The following is a 17,579-nucleotide window of genomic DNA, read 5'->3' on the forward strand; positions in this document are numbered from 1 at the left end:
CACGGAGAGTCCCATGCGCCGCCTTGCCCTTTGCTGCCTCCTCGCGCTCACCGCCTGCGGCACCCCGCAGGAACAATGCATCAACCGCAACACCCGCGACCTGCGCACGATCCAGCGACTGGTGGATGAAACCCAAGGCAACATCGCCCGCGGCTATGCGATCGAGGAATATACCGTCTACATCCCCGTCTGGCAGATCTGCGACTACCAGCCTTCCGCCGATCCGGCCAACCCGGCCCCCACGCCCCGCTACTGCTTTGAACGCGAGGCGCAGACCCGCACCCGCCCCAAGGCGATCGACCTGAACGCCGAAAGGGCCAAGCTGCAAAGCCTGCTTGACCGGCGCGATGAACTGGCCCGCGCGGCGGAACCCGTCATCGCCCAGTGCAAGGCGGAATATCCCGAATGATCAGAAACTGGGTGCCGCCACCGCATCCAGAAGGCCGCGCCCGCCATCCAGCGTCAGCACCTGCCCCGTCATGAATCCCGACGCGTCAGAGGCCAGGAAATGCGCGGCCTCCGCCACCTCATCGGCGCTGGCGATGCGGCCCAGCGGCGTGCCCGCCTCGACCACCTCGCGCCAGTCGGGGTTTTCCTTCAGCGCCCCCTGCATCGACGCGCTCATCACGCTGGCAAAGGACACGGCATTGACGCGGATCCCCTTCGGCGCCAGCGCCACGGCCAGCGAGCGCGTCATCTGCTCCACCGCCGCCGAACTGATCGAATAGGCCAGAAGCTGCGGCTGCGTCCGCACCGCCGCCAATGAGGACAGGTTGATGATCGACCCGATCATCCCCTCCGCCCCGGTCTTTTCCGCCTTCTGGATCATCCGCTTCGCCGCCATCTGGCTCAGCCGCAGGCTGGTCAGCAGGTTCTGCTCCAGCAGGTCCTCCACCGCGTCCCTTTCGGGATCCAGCACATCGGACAGGGCGCATTGGCGGCTGGCATTCACCAGGATGTCGATCCGCTCAAAGGCATCCACCGTCGCCGACAGCAGATTGGCCATGGTCAGCTTCTGGCGCAGATCGCCCGCGAACATGCGCACCGGCCCCTCGGCGCGGGCCTCTTCGCCCACCTCATCCTCAAGCCGGGCCTCGTCCATGTCGGCGAACATCACATTCGCGCCCTTGTCCAGGAAGTGCCGCGCGATGGCCAGCCCGATCCCGTTGGCCGATCCCGTCACGATGGCCGTCTTGCCCGATATCGCAAAGCTCATTGCCCGCCCCCGTTCAGCGTGACCGGATGGGACAGGATGCCCGCACCACCCGGAAGGCGGCATCGCCGCCAATCTCCTGCACCTCGCGGAACAGGGCCTTCAATGCCCGATCATAGGGCAGGTGCCGGTTCGCGACCAGCCACAGCACCCCATCCGGCGCCAAGGCGCGCGCCGCGGCGCCGATGAAGGCCAGGCCCAGCGCCGGATCGGCATCGCGCCCCGCATGGAAGGGCGGGTTCATCACCACATGATCCATCAGTTTCGGCAAACGCAGCGTCGTCGCATCGGCCCAGTGGAACTGCGCGCGCGCATCCACCAGATTCACCCGCGCGCAATCCAGCGCTTCGGCCTCGGCCTCGACCAGATGGCATTCCTTCACGCCCGTCCGCGCCAGCACCGCCCGCGCCAGAAAGCCCCAGCCCGCGCCCAGATCGGCGACCTTGCCCTTCATCTCGCCCGGCAGCGCAGCGGCCAGCAGCGCCGACCCCCGGTCGATCCCGTCCGCGCTGAAGACGCCCGCCACCGTGCGGAACCCCTCCACCTCGGCAGGTCGCGCGGCCCAATCCTCCAGCCCCGGCCCCGCCGGAAAGACCGCGATCTTGCCATGCGCCTTGGAAAGGGCCTCGGACAGGGCAACCCGCCCGCGCAGATCCTTCAGCATGGCATCGACGCCATCCGTCTTCTGCCCGTCCACCGCGACAGGCCCGCCCGGGGCGACCCGCGCCGCCGCCTCGGCGATCAGCGCCTGCCCCTGTGCCCGCGCCCGTGGCAAACAGACGACTGCGGCGGCATAGGGCCCCTCGGCCCGCGTCACGACCCGATAGCCACGCCCGGCGAACCAGTCGGCATCGGGCTTGAACCCCGTCACCACCTCGACCCGGTCCTTCGGCAGGGCCGACAGGTCATCGCCCGTGCGGGGCCGGATCACCGCAATGATCCCCTCGCTCGGCAGCGGCCAAAGCCCGCTGTCCAACGCCATCTCCAGCCGCGCAGACCGCATCGCCATCCCCTTCGCACATCGCCGCGCACCCTAGGCAAAGGCCGACCGAATGCCAAGGGAAGCGAAATCTGACACAGATTTCGCGTCGTTTCCTGACGCAGGAAACGAAAGAACCGCCCCGAGGGGCGGTTCGAAACCGGAATTTGCGTCAAATTCCGCCGCGAATTCTGCGTCAGAATTCGCTCCCCCGAAGTGACCCCGTCACTCCTTTTCCATCGTGCATTGCAGCGGATGCTGGTGCCTGCGCGCGAAATCCATCACCTGCGCCACCTTGGTTTCCGCCACCTCGAAGGAAAACACCCCCACCACCGCCAGCCCCTTCTTGTGGACTGTCAGCATGATGTCGAAGGCCTGGGCATGGCTCATGCCAAAGAACCGCTCCAGCACATGCACCACGAATTCCATCGGCGTATAGTCGTCATTCAGCAGCATCACCTTGTAAAGCGGCGGGCGCTGCGTCTTTGACTTGGTCTTCGTCAGCACACCGGATTCGTTCCCCGGCCCCTCGGGTTTTCCTGTCATGTGGAACGGTCTCAGCGTCACGGAAGGTGAACTCCGGGTCAGGTGTGGCAAGGATTCGGTTCTGACGGTTGCGCAAGGAATATAGCCCAATCCGCCGCTGCGAAAAGGGGCCATGCCCGCTCCCCTTGCAGTCGGGCCGCGCAAGGGGCAAGAAAACCATAGCCCGAAGGAACCGCCCATGCCCCAGCCCCGCATCACCACCATCGGCTTCGACGCGGATGATACGCTCTGGCAGAACGAATCCTTCTTCCGCCTGACGCAGGACCGTTTCACCGCGCTTCTGGCCGATTTCGCCGATCCCGACCATCTGCATGACCGCCTCCTCGCCGCCGAACGCCGTAATCTGGGCCATTATGGCTTTGGCGTGAAGGGCTTCACCCTGTCGATGATCGAAACCGCCATCGAGGTGACCGAAGGCCGCGTTCCCGCCACCGTCATCGCCGACCTCATGGCCGCCGGGCGCGAGATGCTGGAACACCCCATCGAACTGCTGCCCCATGCCCGGCAGGCGGTGGAAGCGATGGCCCGTTCGCATCGCGTGCTGCTGATCACCAAGGGCGACCTGCTGGATCAGGAACGCAAGCTGGCGCAATCCGGCCTGGGCGACCTGTTCCACGGGGTCGAGATCGTGTCGGACAAGACCGCCGCCGCCTATGCCCGGATCTTTGCCCGCCATGGCGACGGGGCCCAACGCGCGCTGATGGTGGGCAACTCGCTCAAATCCGATGTCATCCCCGTGATCGAGGCGGGCGGCTTCGGCGTCCATGTGCCGCATGGCCTGACCTGGGCGCTGGAACGCGCCGATCCGCCGACCGATCACCCCCGCTTTTCGCTTCTGGAACATCTGGGCGAACTCCCCGATCTGGTATCCCGGCTGGATTGACACACAACAGATGGGGCCGGATCGCGCGCACCCATCCCTTCGGATCGCGCCAACTACATCCGAAAAGCCCTTGAAATTCAGGGGTTTTCCGGCATGCAGCCTTGTGCTAACCTGCCCGCAGCAGACAAGCCCCACCAAAAACCCGGGGCGGACCAGAGGCAGGAACAAGGAACCGGCGACGTGGCATCGCTTTGGGGGCATTTCGCCCGACTGTATTCATTCATCTGTATCGCGGCCCTGGCGGCAATTCTTGCCGCCTCTCCCTTGCGCGCCGCCCCCTATGCCTCGATCGTGATCGACGCCCGCAGCGGCGAGGTTCTCTATGCCGAGAATGCCGATACCCGCCTGCATCCCGCCTCGCTGACCAAGATGATGACGCTTTACATCGCCTTCGAGGAAATCCAGCGCGGCAATATCTCGCTCGATACGATGGTGACGGTCACCAAGCATGCCGCGGCCCAGCCGCCCTCGCGGCTTGGCCTGCGCGCCGGGCAGAAGATCTCGCTGCGCAACCTGATCCGCGCCGCCGCGATCAAATCCGCCAATGACGCCGCCACTGCGATTGGCGAGGCCATCGCCGGGAACGAGGCCGATTTCGCCCGCCGCATGACCCGCACCGCCAAGGCGCTGGGGATGAAGAACACCACCTTCAAGAATGCCAATGGCCTGACGGCGCAGGGCCACCTCTCCACCGCCCGCGACATGACGATCCTGGGGCGGCACCTGTTCTATGACTTTCCGCAGTATTACAACCTCTTCTCGCGCCGCTCCGTCGATGCGGGGCTGGCCACGGTGAACAACACCAACCGCCGCTTCCTTGACGCCTATGAAGGCGCGGATGGCATCAAGACGGGCTATACCGTCGCCGCGGGCTTCAACCTCACCGCCTCGGCCGATCGTGGCGGCAAGCGGCTGATCGCCACGATCTTCGGCGGCAAGTCCACCGCCGACCGCAACGCCAAGATGATGAAGCTGCTTGATCTCGGCTTCGGCAAGGCCCCGCGCAACGCGCCGGTCAATCCGCCCACGCCCCCCGGCTATCAGGGCGGGGACGAGATGCTGGTCGCCGATGCCGATCTGCCCGAAACCGCCGATGGCGCGGGCAAGACGCTGCGCGTGTCGATGGAACTGGCCTCCTCCCCCCGGCCCGTCGCCCGCCCGGGCGCGGCACCCGCGGCAGAGGTGCCCGAAACCGTCATCGCCACGGCCGAGGCCGTGGATGCCATGCAATCGGGCATCGAAGGCGCGCTCGCCGCCGCGCTGGCACCCGAAGGCACGCTCGAATCGCAGGCGGCCGAACTGGCGCAAGAGGCCGCCCCGGCGGCCAGCCTCGCGGTGGATGATGTCGAACTCGCCTCGACCGGCGGCAGCGACAGCGCCCCCCTGCCCGATGCCGAAACGCTGGCCGCCGCGATGGAAAGCACCGCGCCCCTGCCCCGCCCCGGCGACCTGCCGGCCGAGGCGCTGGCCGAAGCCGATGTCGAACCCGAAGCCGAGATCATCCCCTTCCAGGTCGTCTCTGCCTCGGGCGTGGCGCTCTCGCCCCGCCCGGCCCGGCGCAACGCGCCCATCTATGACGAAGTGGCCCTGCCCGCCCCCGGCGCGGAAGAGGCGGAACCGGAAATCGTTCTCTCCGTCTCCACCTCGGGTGATCGGCATTGGGGCGTGAATGTGGGCCGCTTCGGATCCAGCTATGATGCCGAACGCGCGCTCTTGAAAACCCAGCTTGCCGAAAGCGCCACGCTGAACGGATCGCTGCGCAAGGTCATGCCGCGCGGCGGCGGCTTTGACGCCACCTTCGTGGGGCTGACGCAGGATCAGGCCGATCTGGCCTGCCGCCGCCTGCAGGCGCGCGCCATCCAGTGCTTCACGATGGGGCCGTAACGGTGCCCCTGCTGCCCCCCGTCCCGGCCCCCGTCACGCTGCCCATCCAGGGCCGCACCGACCGCTTCCCCGTCCGCCGCATCTTTTGCGTGGGCCGCAACTATGCCGAACACAGCCGCGAAATGGGCGGCGATCCCACGCGCGAGGCGCCCTTCTTCTTTACCAAACCCGCCGATGCCTGCATCGAATCGGGCCAGACCATCCCCTACCCGCCCCGCACCGCCGATCTTCACCACGAGGCGGAACTGGTGGTCGCCCTTGCCATCGGCGGGCGCGACATCCCGGTCGATCAGGCCCCGGCCCATATCTGGGGCCATGCCGCCGGGAACGACCTTACCCGCCGCGACCTGCAGGCCGAGGCAAAGGCCGCCCGCCGCCCCTGGGACATGGCCAAGGCCTTCGACCATTCCGCCGTCATGGGGGCGCTGGTGGAAGGCCCGATCGCGGATGCGCCCATCACCTGCAGGGTGAATGGCCGCGTCACGCAATCGGCGCGGCTGTCGGACATGATCTGGTCCGTCCCCGAGATCATCGCCCATCTCTCCACCTATGTAGAGCTTCACCCCGGCGACCTGATCTTCACCGGCACGCCTGCCGGCGTCGGCCCCATCGCGCGCGGCGAAACCTGCACCGTCGCCATCGGCGACCTGCCCCCCGCGACCGTCACCCTCGCCTGACCCAAATTTCTTCGAAGAAATTTGCAAAAATCTTCCAAGATTTTTGGCCAAGCCTCACGGCTTGGGCCGGTCATCCCAATCCTTGGTCAGGATGCGGTTCGCATCCCCTTCGGGATCGTCGAACTGCTTCGTCTTCATCGCCCAGAAGAAGGCCGCCAGCCCCAGCCCGCCCAGAAACAGCGACACCGGGATCAGGAATGTCAGGATCGCCATATCGCCCTCATTTCAACCGCAGCGCATTCAGGGAAACCGTGATCGAAGACAGCGACATCGCCGCCGCCGCCGCAAGGGGCGTCGCCATCCCCACCAGGGCCAGCGGCACCGCGATCACGTTATAGGCCGCCGAGACCCCGAAATTCTCGACAATCCGCCGCGCCGCCTGACGGCTGATCCGCAGCGCATCGCCGATGGGCGCCATGTCCTGCCCCAGCAGGACGATGTCCGACGCCACCCGTGCCGCATCCAGCGCACTGGCCGGAGAGATGGACACATGCGCCGCCGCCAGCGCCGCCGTGTCGTTCAGCCCGTCGCCCACCATCAGCACCCGATGCCCCGCCTGCATCAGCCCCGTCACCGCCGCCGCCTTTTCCGCAGGCAATGCGCCTGCCGTCCAGTCCTCGATCCCCAGCCGTGCCGCAAGCCCCGCCACCGCGCCCTGCGCATCGCCGGAAATCAGCATCACGCGCAGCCCCTGCGCGCGCAGGCTGGCCACCGCTTCCGCCGCGCCCGGGCGCAGGCTGTCGGCAAAGGTGAAGGCCCGCGCCGCGCCTTCGCCGGTGCAAAGATAGGTTGCCGTCGTATCACCCGGTTCGGAACCGCACCATTCCGCCCGGCCCAGACGCACGCGGCGGCCCTTCCAGACCCCCTCGACGCCATAGCCCGGCACCTCGCGCAGATCCTCCACCCGCGTGGGCGCGATCCCCGCCGCCCGCGCGCCCACCACCAAAGCCTGCGCCAGCGGATGCGAAGACGCCGCCGCCAGCGCCGCCGCCACCTCCACCGCCGCGCGGGGATGCTCGCCCAGATTCGTCACCGCAGGCGCGCCCATGGTCAGCGTCCCGGTCTTGTCGAAGACGACCGTATCCACCTCGGCCATCCGCTCCAGCGCGGTGCCGTGCTTGATCAGCAACCCCTTGCGGAACAGCTTGCCGCTCGCCGCCGTCACCACGGCAGGCACGGCCAATCCCAGCGCGCAGGGGCAGGTGATGATCAGGACGGCGGCCGAGATATTGACCGCGAAGCGCAGATCGCCCCCCGTCTTCCACATCCAGAAGCCAAAGGCCCCGAAAGACAGGATATGCACCAGCGGCGAATACCACCGCGCCGCCCGCTCGGCCAGGGACGTGTAGCGCGTCTTGGCGCTTTCGGCGACGGCCACCAGATCGGCCATGCGGTGCAAGGAAGATTCGCGCCCCGCCGCCGTCACCCGCACCACCAGCGGCCCGGTCAGGTTCACCTCGCCCGCCGAAACCACCGTCTCGGGCCCGGCGAAGACCGGCAGGCTTTCGCCCGTCAGAAGCGACCGGTCCAGCTCCGATTGCCCCTCCACCACCACGCCATCCACCGGCATCCGCCCGCCGGGGCGCACCCGCACCAGATCGCCCAGGGCAACCTCGGCAATCGGCAGCGTGACCTCGGCCCCGTCCCGCAGCACCACCGCGCGCGGCACTTCCAGCGCGGCCAGTTCCTCGGCCGCCGACCGCGCCACCGCCCGCGTGCGATGGTCCAGATAGCGGCCCGCCAGCAGGAAGAAGGACAGCATCACCGCCGCGTCGAAATAGGCGTGATGCCCGCTGTTCCATGTCTCGAACAGCGAGATGGTCGAGGCAAGGATCAGCGCAAGGCTGATCGGCACATCCATCCCCAGCCGCCCCACCCGCAGGCTCGCCCAGGCCGATTTGAAGAAGGGCTGCCCCGCGAAAACCACCGTCGGCAGCGCGATGGCCGCCGAAATCCAGTGGAACAGGTCGCGCGTCGCATCCCCCGCCCCCGACCAGACGGCAACGGACAAGAGCATGACATTCATCATGCTGAACCCCGCCACGCCCAGCCGCATCAGCAGGTCACGCCCCTGCCTGTCGGTCTCGGTCGCGCTCAGCAGGCCGGGGTCCAGCTCATGCGCCTCATATCCCACGCCCTTCAGCACGCCGATCAGCCGCTCTGCCGTCACCTCGGGCGCGGCATCCACGCTGACGCGGCGCAGGGTCAGGTTCACCCGCGCGCTGCGCACGCCCTCCACCTTCTGCAGGCTCTGCTCCACCAGCGAGATGCAGGCCGCGCAATGCGCCGTGGGCAGCGACAGCATCAGCCGCGCGCCCTGAACCTCGGCCGCCGCCGCCGCGATGGCCGCCGCACTGGGCGCCGCGATGCAGGCCGGGCAGGCCGAGGCCTGCACATGCTCCGGCTCTGCCATGGCACCGGGAAGGGGCGCGGAAATCGTCATGGCCTTACCCCTGCGCCTCGTCCCGCACGAACAGTTCCAGCCGCTGCCGGAACAGCGTGCCGTCCGTCGCCACCGCTTCGACCTTCAGCATCCATTTCCCCCGCGCCAGCGCCAGATCCGCCTCCCAGACCCCTGCCACCCGCGTCAGGACCGGACGCTGGTCGTCATTCGCGGCCGTCGTCCGCCCCACCAGCACCTCCAGCGACTGCACCACCGCCGGCAGGCCATCGGCATCCGTCACGGTCAGCGTCAGGCGCCCATCGCGATAGTCCGGCACCGCCGTCCAGCCCAGCGCCTCTTGCGCGCGGCGCTCCACATCGAAGGTCTGGCTCGCGACATAGCCATTGGCCACTTCCAGCCCCGGGAATGTGCGGATCGCCTGCCAGGCCATCACCAGATTGACCGCGATGATCACGCCAAAGGCCCCCACCGCGATTGCCAGAACATGCCGCCCCTTCAGTTCCGCCATGTCACTGCCCCTTTCCGTTGAAGACCGTATCATGATGCACGCGCGATGTCCCCCGCGTGTCGGAAACCCACAGCCGCAGATCCGTCCGGTCCGAGGTGGCCCCCGCCGATCCCGGGGCCGCCTCGATATAGACGCGCTGCTGCATCGTCTCGTTGGCGGGCACGCGCACCAGCGCATCCTCGGTCCCCTCCAGCCGCAGCACCAGCCCGGCCTCGGATGTCACCGCGATGGAGAACAGCGCATCATCCCCCGTCTTGTTGCGCAGCCGCAGGTCATAGGTGTTGCGGATCGTGCCATCCGACAGCGTCACGAAGGTCGGGTTGCGGACCGGCGTCACGTTCACGTCGATATCCGACCGCAGGAACAAGGCCACCACCAGCGCGATCCCCACGCCAGCCCAAAGCGTGGTGTAAAGGATCGTGCGCGGCCGGAAGACATGCGTCCAGACAGATTTCGGCGCCTTGCCCTCGCGCTCGCGCACCTCGTCCGTCAGGGCCATATAGCCGATCAGGTCGCGCGGCTTGCCGATCTTGTCCATCGTGTCGTTGCAGGCGTCGATGCACAGCCCGCAGGTGATGCAGGCCAGCTGCTGGCCGTTGCGGATATCAATCCCCATCGGGCAGACATTCACGCAGGCCATGCAGTCGATGCAATCGCCCTGCCCTTCCGGCACCGCGCCCTTGTGCAGCTTGCCGCGCGGCTCGCCCCGCCATTCGCGATAGGCGATGGTCAGCGTGTCCTCGTCCATCATCGCGGCCTGGATGCGCGGCCAGGGGCAGGCATAGATGCACATCTGTTCCCGCGCGAAACCGCCGAAGGCAAAGGTCGTCGCGGCAAGGATGAACATCGTCGTATAGGCGATGGGATGGGCATTGCCCGTCACCAGATCGACGGCCAGCGTCGGCGCATCGGTGAAATAGAAGATCCACGCCCCCCCGGTGGCCAGCCCGATCAGGAACCAGATCGTCCACTTGACCGCGCGCTTCCTGATCTTCTCGCCATCCCAGCCCTGCCGATGCAGGCGGATCCGGGCGTTCCTGTCCCCCTCGACCCAGCGTTCGACAAGGATATAAAGGTCCGTCCACACCGTCTGCGGGCAGGCATAGCCGCACCAGACCCGCCCCGCGGCGGAGGTGAACAGGAACAGCCCCAACCCCGCCATGATCAACAGACCGGCCACGAAATAGAATTCATGCGGCCAGATCTCGATCATGAAGAAGAAGAACCGCCGGTTCGCCATGTCGATCAGCACCGCCTGATCCGGCAGATGCGGGCCACGGTCCCACCTGATCCAGGGCGTCAGGTAATAGATGCCCAGCGTCACCGCCATGATCCACCACTTCATCGTGCGGAAATTGCCCTTCACCCGGCGCGGAAAGATCGGCTCGCGCGCGGTGTAAAGGCTTTGCGGTTCGGTATCGGGGCTGGTCACGGGACTCTCCGGTCGCTGGCTATGGGCTTCGGTATCGGCTGACGCCGGACCCGCTGCCTTGACCCATATCAAAAACGCATCCGCAATGCAGGTTTCCGGCTGCGACATGGCGGCACGGCAGGCCCTTCCCCCCCGCCGATCCCGGCCCCGCGCGATCACCATTTCGTCATCGCGGGAAACGGCCTGCCCCCTTCCTGCGTATCGCCATCAGACGGACCCACGACCCCGAGTGTGAGGCACAGACATGCTTTCCCTTCTGCTCGCCTATGGCGCGGGCCTTCTCACCCTCATCAACCCCTGCGTCCTGCCGATCCTGCCCATCGTGCTGGCCACCGCACTCTCGGCCGACCGCCGCGCCCCCCTGCGCCTTGCCCTTGGCATGAGCCTGTCCTTCGTCGCCCTCGGCCTTGGCCTTTCCGCCGCGGGCCCGGGCCTTGGCCTGTCGCCCGACACGGCCGCCCGCGCGGCGGCCCTTCTGATGGCCGCCTTCGGCCTTGTCATGCTTGTCCCCGCCTTCGCCGCCCGCTTCGCCACGGCCACGGCGGGCCTCGCCGCCCGCGCCGACAGGGGCCTCGGGGCGGATTGGGCCTCCTCGCCCACCGGCCAGATCGCGGGCGGCCTCCTCCTCGGCGCGGTCTGGAGCCCCTGCATCGGCCCCACCCTCGGCGCGGCCATCTCGCTGGCCGCCCAGCGGACCGACCTCCTCGGTGCAGGCCTCACGATGGCGGCCTTCGCCGCGGGCGTCTCGACCCTGATCCTTGGCCTCGCCTATTGCGCGAAATCGCGCCTGCAGGCCCGCAAGGCCCTGCTGACGCGCCTTGCGCCCAAGGCCCGCCCGATCCTCGGCGCGGCCTTCCTGGCCGTGGGCCTTTTTCTCTGGTCCGGCCTGAACCACCCGGTCGAGGCATGGCTTCTCGATACCCTTCCCCCCTGGCTTACCGATCTTTCGGTCGCCCTCTGATCCCGCAGCGAAAGGACACCCCAATGATCACCCGCCGCCACCTGCTTCTTGCCTCTGCCGCCAGCCTTGCCCTTGCCCCCCTGCCCCTGCGGGCCGAGATGCCTAAACTTTTCTACACCCCAGGCCTCGCGGAAAAGGACATGGCCGAAGGCCGCGTCATCCTTCTGGATTTCTGGGCAAGCTGGTGTTCCACCTGCCGCGCGCAGGTCCGCGTGATGGAAGAGTTGCGCGCCGAAAACCCCGCCTATGACAAGGCCATCCGCTTCATCACCGTGGACTGGGACGAATACGGCGACGGCGACCTGTCCCGCAAACTCCAGATCCCCCGCCGCTCTACCCTTGTGCTGCTGAAGGGTGAAACCGAACTCGGCCGCACGGTCGCGGGCACCTCGCGCCAGGAAATCAAGGCCCTGCTCGATGCGGGCCTTGCCGCCGCCGGGGCCTGAGGGCCATGAAAACGGCGGGGCCTTTCGACCCCGCCGCCCGATAGTCAGGCACCGGCACCCCCAGGAAACGCGCGAACAGGTGGGGCGCCGGTGCCGTCGCCCGGCGGGTTTGATCCCGCCGGGAACCCGTCAGATCATTCGCCGCCGCCGCGGGAATGGACATAGGCCGCCACCGCCCGGATCTCGTCCTCGGTCAGACGCCCGGCCCAGGCCGGCATCACGCCGAAGCGGGCATAGGTGACCGTTTCCTTGATCTTCTCGCGGCTGCCGCCATAAAGCCAGATCGCATCGTTCAGCGCGGGTGCGCCCTGCGTCCGGTCGCCCTCGCCCGCCTCCATGTGACAGGCGGCGCAGTTGTCGGCAAAGACCGTGGCCCCCTCGACGGCCAGCGTGGCATCATGCTCCTGCCCCGAAATGGCCAGCACATGTTCCACCACCGCGTCGATCTGGGCCGGCTCCAGCAACCCGTCCACGCCGAATTTCGGCATTTCCGAATAGCGGGCATCCGGGTCCGTGGTGTTGCGGATGCCGTGGGTGATGGTCAGGTGGATATCCTCGATGGTCCCCCCCCACAGCCAATCGTCATCCAGCAGGCTGGGATAGCCCTTGCCCTCCACACCCGCCGCGCCCGATCCGTGGCACTGCGCGCAATAGGTGCGGAACACCGCGCCCCCGGCCGGTTCGGCATAGGCCATCAGCGTCTGGTCCGTGGGGATGGAGGTCAGCGGCGCGGCGATGAGCTGCGCCTTGATCTCGGCATTGGCCGCATCGAAACGCTCGATCTCGGCCGCCACATCCGCGCGGGTGCTGGCGCCCAGCACCCCCGGCGTCGCCCCGTTGATCAGGGGCCAGGCCGGATAGGCGATCATGTAGCCCACCGCCCAGACAATGCAGGCATAGAAGGTCCAGACCCACCAGCGCGGCATCGGGTTGTTGTATTCCTCGATGCCATCCCAGCTATGGCCGGTCGTCTCGACCTGCGCGCCGGGCTTCTTCGTCACTTGCTTGGCGCACATCTCTCACGCCTCCTTCTGGCTGCGGGCGCCGTCCGTGGCGCGGGGCTGCCCGCGCCCGGCATCGCCAGCCGGTTTCGTCTCGTTTCGGAAGATCGAGCTTGCGGCATCGTCATGCAGCGGCTTGCTGCCGGGCCGGAAGGCCCAGGCAACCACGCCCAGGAAGATCAGCGTCAGCGCCACCAGCGCCCAGCTGTCCGCGAACTCCCTCAGAAAGCTGTAGGTTTCCATCCCCAGCCCCCCTTACCGGCTCGCATCCGGGGTAAAGGTCGAAAAGTCGACCATCGTCCCCAGAACCTGCAGATAGGCGATCAGCGCATCCATCTCCGTCAGCTGCGGCTGCCCGTCGAAATTCGACACATTGGCCTTGGCATAGCGCTCCTGCAGGCCCGCATAATCGCTGTTCGGGTCGCCCTGCGCCGTGAAGTCCGCCACCGCGTTCTCCATCATCGCGTCGTCATAGGGCACGCCGACGATGCGATGCGTCGCCATGATGCCCTCGATATAGCGCCCGTCGATCTCGCGGTTCAGCAGATAGCCGTATTTCGGCATCACCGATTCCGGCACCACGCTTTGCGGATTGGTCAGGTGATCCACATGCCAGGCGTCCGAATAGCGCCCGCCCACCCGGGCCAGATCCGGCCCGGTCCGCTTCGATCCCCACTGGAAGGGGTGATCGTATTTCGACTCGGCCGCCAGGCTGTAATGGCCATAGCGTTCGACCTCGTCCCGCATGGGGCGGATCATCTGGCTGTGGCAGACATAGCAACCCTCGCGGATATAGATGTCGCGCCCGGCCAGTTCCAAGGGCGTGTAGGGGCGCACCCCTTCCACATCCTCGATCGTGTTCTCCAGATAGAACAGAGGCACGATCTGCACGATCCCCCCGATGGTCACCACCAGGAAAGACAGGACCAGAAGCAGGGTCGCATGGGTTTCAATCGCCTTGTGCTTGTCAAGAAAAGCCATTTCTCATGCCCCCCCTTATTCTGCCGGAACGAAGTTGTTGGCGTTGACGGGCGCCTTCGCAGGCTGCGCCCGCACCGTCATGTACAGGTTGTAGGCCATGATCAGCGCGCCGGTCAGGAACATCGCCCCGCCCAGGCCCCGCACGACATACATCGGGAACTTCGCGGCCACCGTGTCGGCGAAGGCGTTCACAAGGAACCCGTTCGCATCCACTTCGCGCCACATCAGGCCTTCCATGATGCCCGTCACCCACATCGACGAGGCGTAGAGAACGATCCCGATCGTCGCCAGCCAGAAGTGCCAGGAGACCAGCTTCAGGCTATACAGCCCATCCCGGTTCCACAGCCGCGGCGTCAGGAAGTAAAGCGCCCCGAAGGTGATCATCCCGTTCCAGCCCAGCGCGCCCGAATGCACGTGGCCGATGGTCCAGTCGGTATAGTGGCTGAGCGAGTTCACCGCCTTGATGGACATCATCGGTCCCTCGAAGGTGGACATCCCGTAAAAACCCACCGAAACCACCATCATGCGGATGATCGGATCGGTGCGCAGCTTGTCCCAGGCGCCCGACAGCGTCATCAGCCCGTTGATCATGCCCCCCCAGGACGGCATCCACAGCATGACCGAGAAGGTCATGCCAAGGGTCGATGCCCAATCCGGCAGCGCGGTATAGTGCAGGTGGTGCGGACCGGCCCAGATATACAGGAAGATCAGCGCCCAGAAGTGGATGATCGACAGCTTGTAGCTGAAGACAGGCCGTTCCGCCTGCTTCGGCACGAAGTAGTACATCATCCCCAGGAAGCCCGCGGTCAGGAAGAAGCCCACCGCGTTATGGCCATACCACCACTGGATCATCGCATCCTGCACGCCCGCCGTGACCTGCACGGATTGCGACGAGAAGATGGAAACCGGGATGGCCAGGTTGTTGCCCAGATGCAGCATCGCGATCGTCACGATGAAGGACAGGTAGAACCAGTTCGCCACATAGATATGCGGCTCTTTCCGGTTGATCAGCGTGCCCATGAACACCGCGAGGAAGGCCAGCCAGACCACCACGATCCACCAGTCGATATACCAGACCGTCTCGGCATATTCCTTGGATTGCGTGCCGCCCAGCACATAGCTCGTCGCCGCCAGCACGATCATCAGCTGCCAGCCCCAGAACACGAACCAGGCCAGGTTCCCGCCCCAAAGCCGCGCCGCGCTGGTGCGCTGCACCACATAGAAGGCCGACATGATCAGCGCATTGCCGCCAAAGGCAAAGATCACCGCGCTGGTATGCAGCGGGCGCAACCGGCCAAAGTTCAATATGCCCTGCGACCACTCGAAGTTGAGCGCCGGAAAGGCCAGCTGGAACGCGATGAACACGCCCACCAGAAAGCCGACAACGCCCCAGAACGTCGTCGCGATCACACCGGCGCGCACCACGCCGTCCAGATATTCGCCTTGATTGGCCACCTTCGGCTCGCCCATCGTGCGCAGCGTCCAGATGAAGGTCAGACCCGCGGCCAGCATGACCACGATGGCGTTGACCTGATAGGCCAGATCGTGCGCGTAATTGGTGGCGATGGCGGCAAAGACCGCGATCACCCCCAGCACGATCAGTTTCAGATAATCCCACATTTTGCGTCCCTTCGTCTCCTGGCCCCGTCAGACCCGGACGAATCCGGTCCCGCAGGGCACTTTGCGACTGGTCCGCTTTTGCAGGCGCGGGCCATCCGATGCCTTGATCCATGTCAACACCTGGCGGGGTCCGCCTTGACCTCAATCAAAGAAATGTCTGATCCACGGGATTATTCCTCGGTCCATCAAATGGAAGGAGGCATCCCATGGCCTACAAAAGCCTGTTGACCGTCGCCACAAGCGCGGAACGTTGTGATCTTGCCATTACCGGCGCCGCGGCCCTTGCCACGGCCCATGACGCGCATCTCGACATTCTCGCCCTTGGCGTGGACCGCACGCAGGTGGGCTATTCCTATGTCGGGTCGGGGGCCGTCATCCTTCAGGCCGCGCTCGACCGCGCCGAACAGGAAGCCAAGGAGATCGAGGCGGCGGCCCGCGCCGCCATCGGCGAACAGCAACCCACCCTGCGCTGGACGGTCGAGGCCGCGATGACCCAGCTTGGCACGCTGACCGATCTCGTGGCCCAGCGCGCCCGATTCGCCGATCTGGTCGTCCTGCCCCGCCCCTATGGCGCGAACCAGGGACCTGAGGCCGAAGCCGTGGTCGAGGCCGCGCTTTTCGAAGGCCAGGCCCCGGTTCTGATCCTGCCGGAAACCGGCGCGGGCCATGCCGCCGCCCCCCGCCGCATCGTCATCGCCTGGAACCAGAGCGCCGAGGCCATGGTCGCCGTCCGCAAGGCGCTGCCGATGCTGAAACTGGCCGATCTGGTCAACATCGCGGTGATCGACCCGCCCCAGCACGGGGCCGAACGCTCCGATCCCGGCGGGATGCTGTGCCAGATGCTGGTGCGCCACGGCGTCAAGGCCGAGGTCTCGGTGCTGGCCCGCACCCTGCCCCGGATATCCGAGGTTCTGGCCCGCCATGTCCGCGACATGAACGCCGATCTTCTGGTGATGGGCGCCTATGGCCATTCCCGCTTCCGCGAGGCGATCCTGGGCGGCGCCACGCGCAACATGCTCGAACAGGCCGAAGTGCCGGTGCTGATGGCGCATTGACGCTGCGGACTGATCCGGGGCCGGGCCGATAACGGCCCGCCGCGGATCGGCTCCGGCTTGCCTCTGTGCGCTTGCGCACCCTTAACCATGATCCGGCAGCCCGCCCTGCCGGATCTTGTATGCACAGCCGTCTGCACTGCGCTGTTGCACTGCGCGGCTGAACGGTGGCCACGGGCGATCCGCGGCCTATTCTTCTGGAAAATCAGAAAGTTAACCTAGACCAGATAACCGCCGTCGCTGTCATCCCCGGTCTCTTCCAGCAGCAGATCGAAGTCCCGCACGATGATGTGGCGCTTGCCTTCCAGCTCGATCACGCCATCCCGCTTCAGCGCGCTGACCTGGCGGCTCACCGTTTCCAGCGTCAGGCCCAGGTAATCGGCCATCTCCTCGCGCGTCAGCGGCAGGTCGAACACGATCGACCCCTTCGCCGCCTTCAGCTTCAGATGCGCATCCCGCCGCGCGATGATCGCCAGAAGCGAGGCGATCTTCTCGCGCGCCGTCTTGCGGCCCAGCAGAAGCATCCATTCCCGCGCGGCATCCAGTTCGTCCAGCGTCATCTCCAGCAGGCGCTGCGCGATATGCGGCGTCGACTGCATCAGTTCCTCGAAAGGTTTCTTGCGGAAACAACACATTACAAGATCGGTCGTCGCGGTCACGTCATAGGCCGCCGTCGTCCGCCCGGGCCGCCCGACGAAATCCGAAGGCAGCAGAAGGCCCACCATCTGCCGCCGCCCATCCTCCATCGTCTGGGTCAGCGTGGCGATTCCCGTCACGACCGAGGCCACGAAATCCATCCGGTCGCCCGACCAGATCACCGTCTGCCCCGCCTGATAGCTGCGGTAATACTTGATCTGCTCCAGCCGCTGCAGTTCATCCGATTCACATCGGGCGCACACCGCGCGATGCCGGATCGGGCAATCCCCACACTCGTGAGACACCGTCTGCAGGTCATGATGTGCCATGGCCGGCCTTTCTGTCTCTTGCCCGAC

19 protein-coding genes are annotated in these 17,579 nt (G+C 66.5%); 7 read left to right on the forward strand and 12 right to left on the reverse strand.

Features of this window, described 5'->3' with window-relative positions; all coding sequences use genetic code 11:
• Positions 1-13 precede the first annotated feature (13 nt).
• Positions 14-409, forward strand: coding sequence for a hypothetical protein (locus tag G5V65_RS00240; RefSeq protein ID WP_165046417.1), 396 nt, complete (start codon positions 14-16; stop codon positions 407-409).
• Here the strand turns inward: G5V65_RS00240 and G5V65_RS00245 are convergent, their stop codons facing one another.
• From G5V65_RS00245 to clpS, 3 genes are all read right to left on the reverse strand, one after another.
• The gene (locus tag G5V65_RS00245; protein WP_165046418.1) at positions 410-1,216 is read right to left on the reverse strand and encodes an SDR family NAD(P)-dependent oxidoreductase; all 807 of its coding nucleotides are present in this window, start codon (positions 1,214-1,216) and stop codon (positions 410-412) included.
• A 13-nt stretch (positions 1,217-1,229) separates the two neighbouring features.
• Positions 1,230-2,216 (reverse strand): class I SAM-dependent methyltransferase, encoded by a 987-nt coding sequence (locus G5V65_RS00250; RefSeq protein ID WP_165046419.1) that lies wholly within the window; start codon positions 2,214-2,216, stop codon positions 1,230-1,232.
• 201 nt (positions 2,217-2,417) lie between these two features.
• Positions 2,418-2,738, reverse strand: coding sequence for an ATP-dependent Clp protease adapter ClpS (clpS, locus tag G5V65_RS00255; protein ID WP_165046807.1), 321 nt, complete (start codon positions 2,736-2,738; stop codon positions 2,418-2,420).
• Positions 2,739-2,916: 178 nt separating this feature from the next.
• Here clpS and G5V65_RS00260 point away from each other — a divergent pair, with 178 nt between their 5' ends.
• The 3 genes from G5V65_RS00260 (at position 2,917) to G5V65_RS00270 (ending at position 6,182) form a co-directional block, all read left to right on the forward strand.
• Positions 2,917-3,621, forward strand: a complete 705-nt coding sequence (locus tag G5V65_RS00260) for an HAD family hydrolase (protein ID WP_165046420.1) — start codon at positions 2,917-2,919, stop codon at positions 3,619-3,621.
• Between the two features lie 180 nt (positions 3,622-3,801).
• Positions 3,802-5,505 (forward strand): serine hydrolase, encoded by a 1,704-nt coding sequence (locus tag G5V65_RS00265; RefSeq protein WP_343162799.1) that lies wholly within the window; start codon positions 3,802-3,804, stop codon positions 5,503-5,505.
• Between the two features lie 2 nt (positions 5,506-5,507).
• The gene (locus G5V65_RS00270; protein ID WP_165046422.1) at positions 5,508-6,182 is read left to right on the forward strand and encodes a fumarylacetoacetate hydrolase family protein; all 675 of its coding nucleotides are present in this window, start codon (positions 5,508-5,510) and stop codon (positions 6,180-6,182) included.
• A gap of 54 nt (positions 6,183-6,236) precedes the next feature.
• Here G5V65_RS00270 and ccoS read toward each other — a convergent pair whose 3' ends face one another.
• Genes ccoS through ccoG form a run of 4 tightly spaced genes read right to left on the reverse strand, consistent with a single transcriptional unit; the run spans position 6,237 to position 10,526 of the window.
• Entirely contained in the window at positions 6,237-6,395 is a 159-nt protein-coding gene (gene ccoS / locus G5V65_RS00275; protein ID WP_165046423.1) for a cbb3-type cytochrome oxidase assembly protein CcoS, read from the reverse strand.
• A 7-nt stretch (positions 6,396-6,402) separates the two neighbouring features.
• A complete protein-coding gene (locus G5V65_RS00280) occupies positions 6,403-8,625 on the reverse strand; it encodes a heavy metal translocating P-type ATPase (RefSeq protein ID WP_165046424.1) in 2,223 nt (740 codons plus the stop codon).
• Positions 8,626-8,629: 4 nt separating this feature from the next.
• Positions 8,630-9,094: a FixH family protein gene (locus tag G5V65_RS00285; protein WP_165046425.1), complete on the reverse strand. Its 465-nt coding sequence runs from the start codon at positions 9,092-9,094 to the stop codon at positions 8,630-8,632.
• Position 9,095: 1 nt separating this feature from the next.
• Entirely contained in the window at positions 9,096-10,526 is a 1,431-nt protein-coding gene (ccoG, locus tag G5V65_RS00290) for a cytochrome c oxidase accessory protein CcoG (RefSeq protein WP_343162800.1), read from the reverse strand.
• Between the two features lie 244 nt (positions 10,527-10,770).
• Between ccoG and G5V65_RS00295 the strand changes: the two genes are divergently transcribed.
• Together G5V65_RS00295 and G5V65_RS00300 are read left to right on the forward strand one after the other, a co-directional pair.
• Positions 10,771-11,487, forward strand: coding sequence for a cytochrome c biogenesis CcdA family protein (locus G5V65_RS00295; protein ID WP_165046427.1), 717 nt, complete (start codon positions 10,771-10,773; stop codon positions 11,485-11,487).
• 23 nt (positions 11,488-11,510) lie between these two features.
• On the forward strand, positions 11,511-11,933 hold the full coding sequence (locus G5V65_RS00300) for a thioredoxin family protein (RefSeq protein WP_165046428.1): 423 nt from the start codon (positions 11,511-11,513) through the stop codon (positions 11,931-11,933).
• Between the two features lie 134 nt (positions 11,934-12,067).
• On the opposite strand, the gene ccoP is transcribed toward G5V65_RS00300, so the two are convergent.
• Genes ccoP through ccoN form a run of 4 tightly spaced genes read right to left on the reverse strand, consistent with a single transcriptional unit; the run spans position 12,068 to position 15,535 of the window.
• On the reverse strand, positions 12,068-12,949 hold the full coding sequence (ccoP, locus tag G5V65_RS00305) for a cytochrome-c oxidase, cbb3-type subunit III (RefSeq protein ID WP_165046429.1): 882 nt from the start codon (positions 12,947-12,949) through the stop codon (positions 12,068-12,070).
• Between the two features lie 3 nt (positions 12,950-12,952).
• Complete coding sequence (locus G5V65_RS00310; RefSeq protein WP_165046430.1) at positions 12,953-13,177, reverse strand: cbb3-type cytochrome c oxidase subunit 3; 225 nt, start codon at positions 13,175-13,177, stop codon at positions 12,953-12,955.
• A gap of 12 nt (positions 13,178-13,189) precedes the next feature.
• Positions 13,190-13,915, reverse strand: a complete 726-nt coding sequence (gene ccoO / locus G5V65_RS00315; RefSeq protein ID WP_165046431.1) for a cytochrome-c oxidase, cbb3-type subunit II — start codon at positions 13,913-13,915, stop codon at positions 13,190-13,192.
• 15 nt (positions 13,916-13,930) lie between these two features.
• Positions 13,931-15,535, reverse strand: coding sequence for a cytochrome-c oxidase, cbb3-type subunit I (gene ccoN / locus G5V65_RS00320; RefSeq protein WP_165046432.1), 1,605 nt, complete (start codon positions 15,533-15,535; stop codon positions 13,931-13,933).
• Between the two features lie 206 nt (positions 15,536-15,741).
• Between ccoN and G5V65_RS00325 the strand changes: the two genes are divergently transcribed.
• On the forward strand, positions 15,742-16,590 hold the full coding sequence (locus G5V65_RS00325; protein WP_165046433.1) for a universal stress protein: 849 nt from the start codon (positions 15,742-15,744) through the stop codon (positions 16,588-16,590).
• A gap of 215 nt (positions 16,591-16,805) precedes the next feature.
• Here G5V65_RS00325 and fnrL read toward each other — a convergent pair whose 3' ends face one another.
• Positions 16,806-17,552, reverse strand: a complete 747-nt coding sequence (gene fnrL, locus G5V65_RS00330; RefSeq protein WP_165046434.1) for a transcriptional regulator FnrL — start codon at positions 17,550-17,552, stop codon at positions 16,806-16,808.
• Positions 17,553-17,579 lie beyond the last annotated feature (27 nt).

Source organism: Paragemmobacter kunshanensis (assembly GCF_011059185.1).
Classification (GTDB): domain Bacteria; phylum Pseudomonadota; class Alphaproteobacteria; order Rhodobacterales; family Rhodobacteraceae; genus Paragemmobacter; species Paragemmobacter kunshanensis.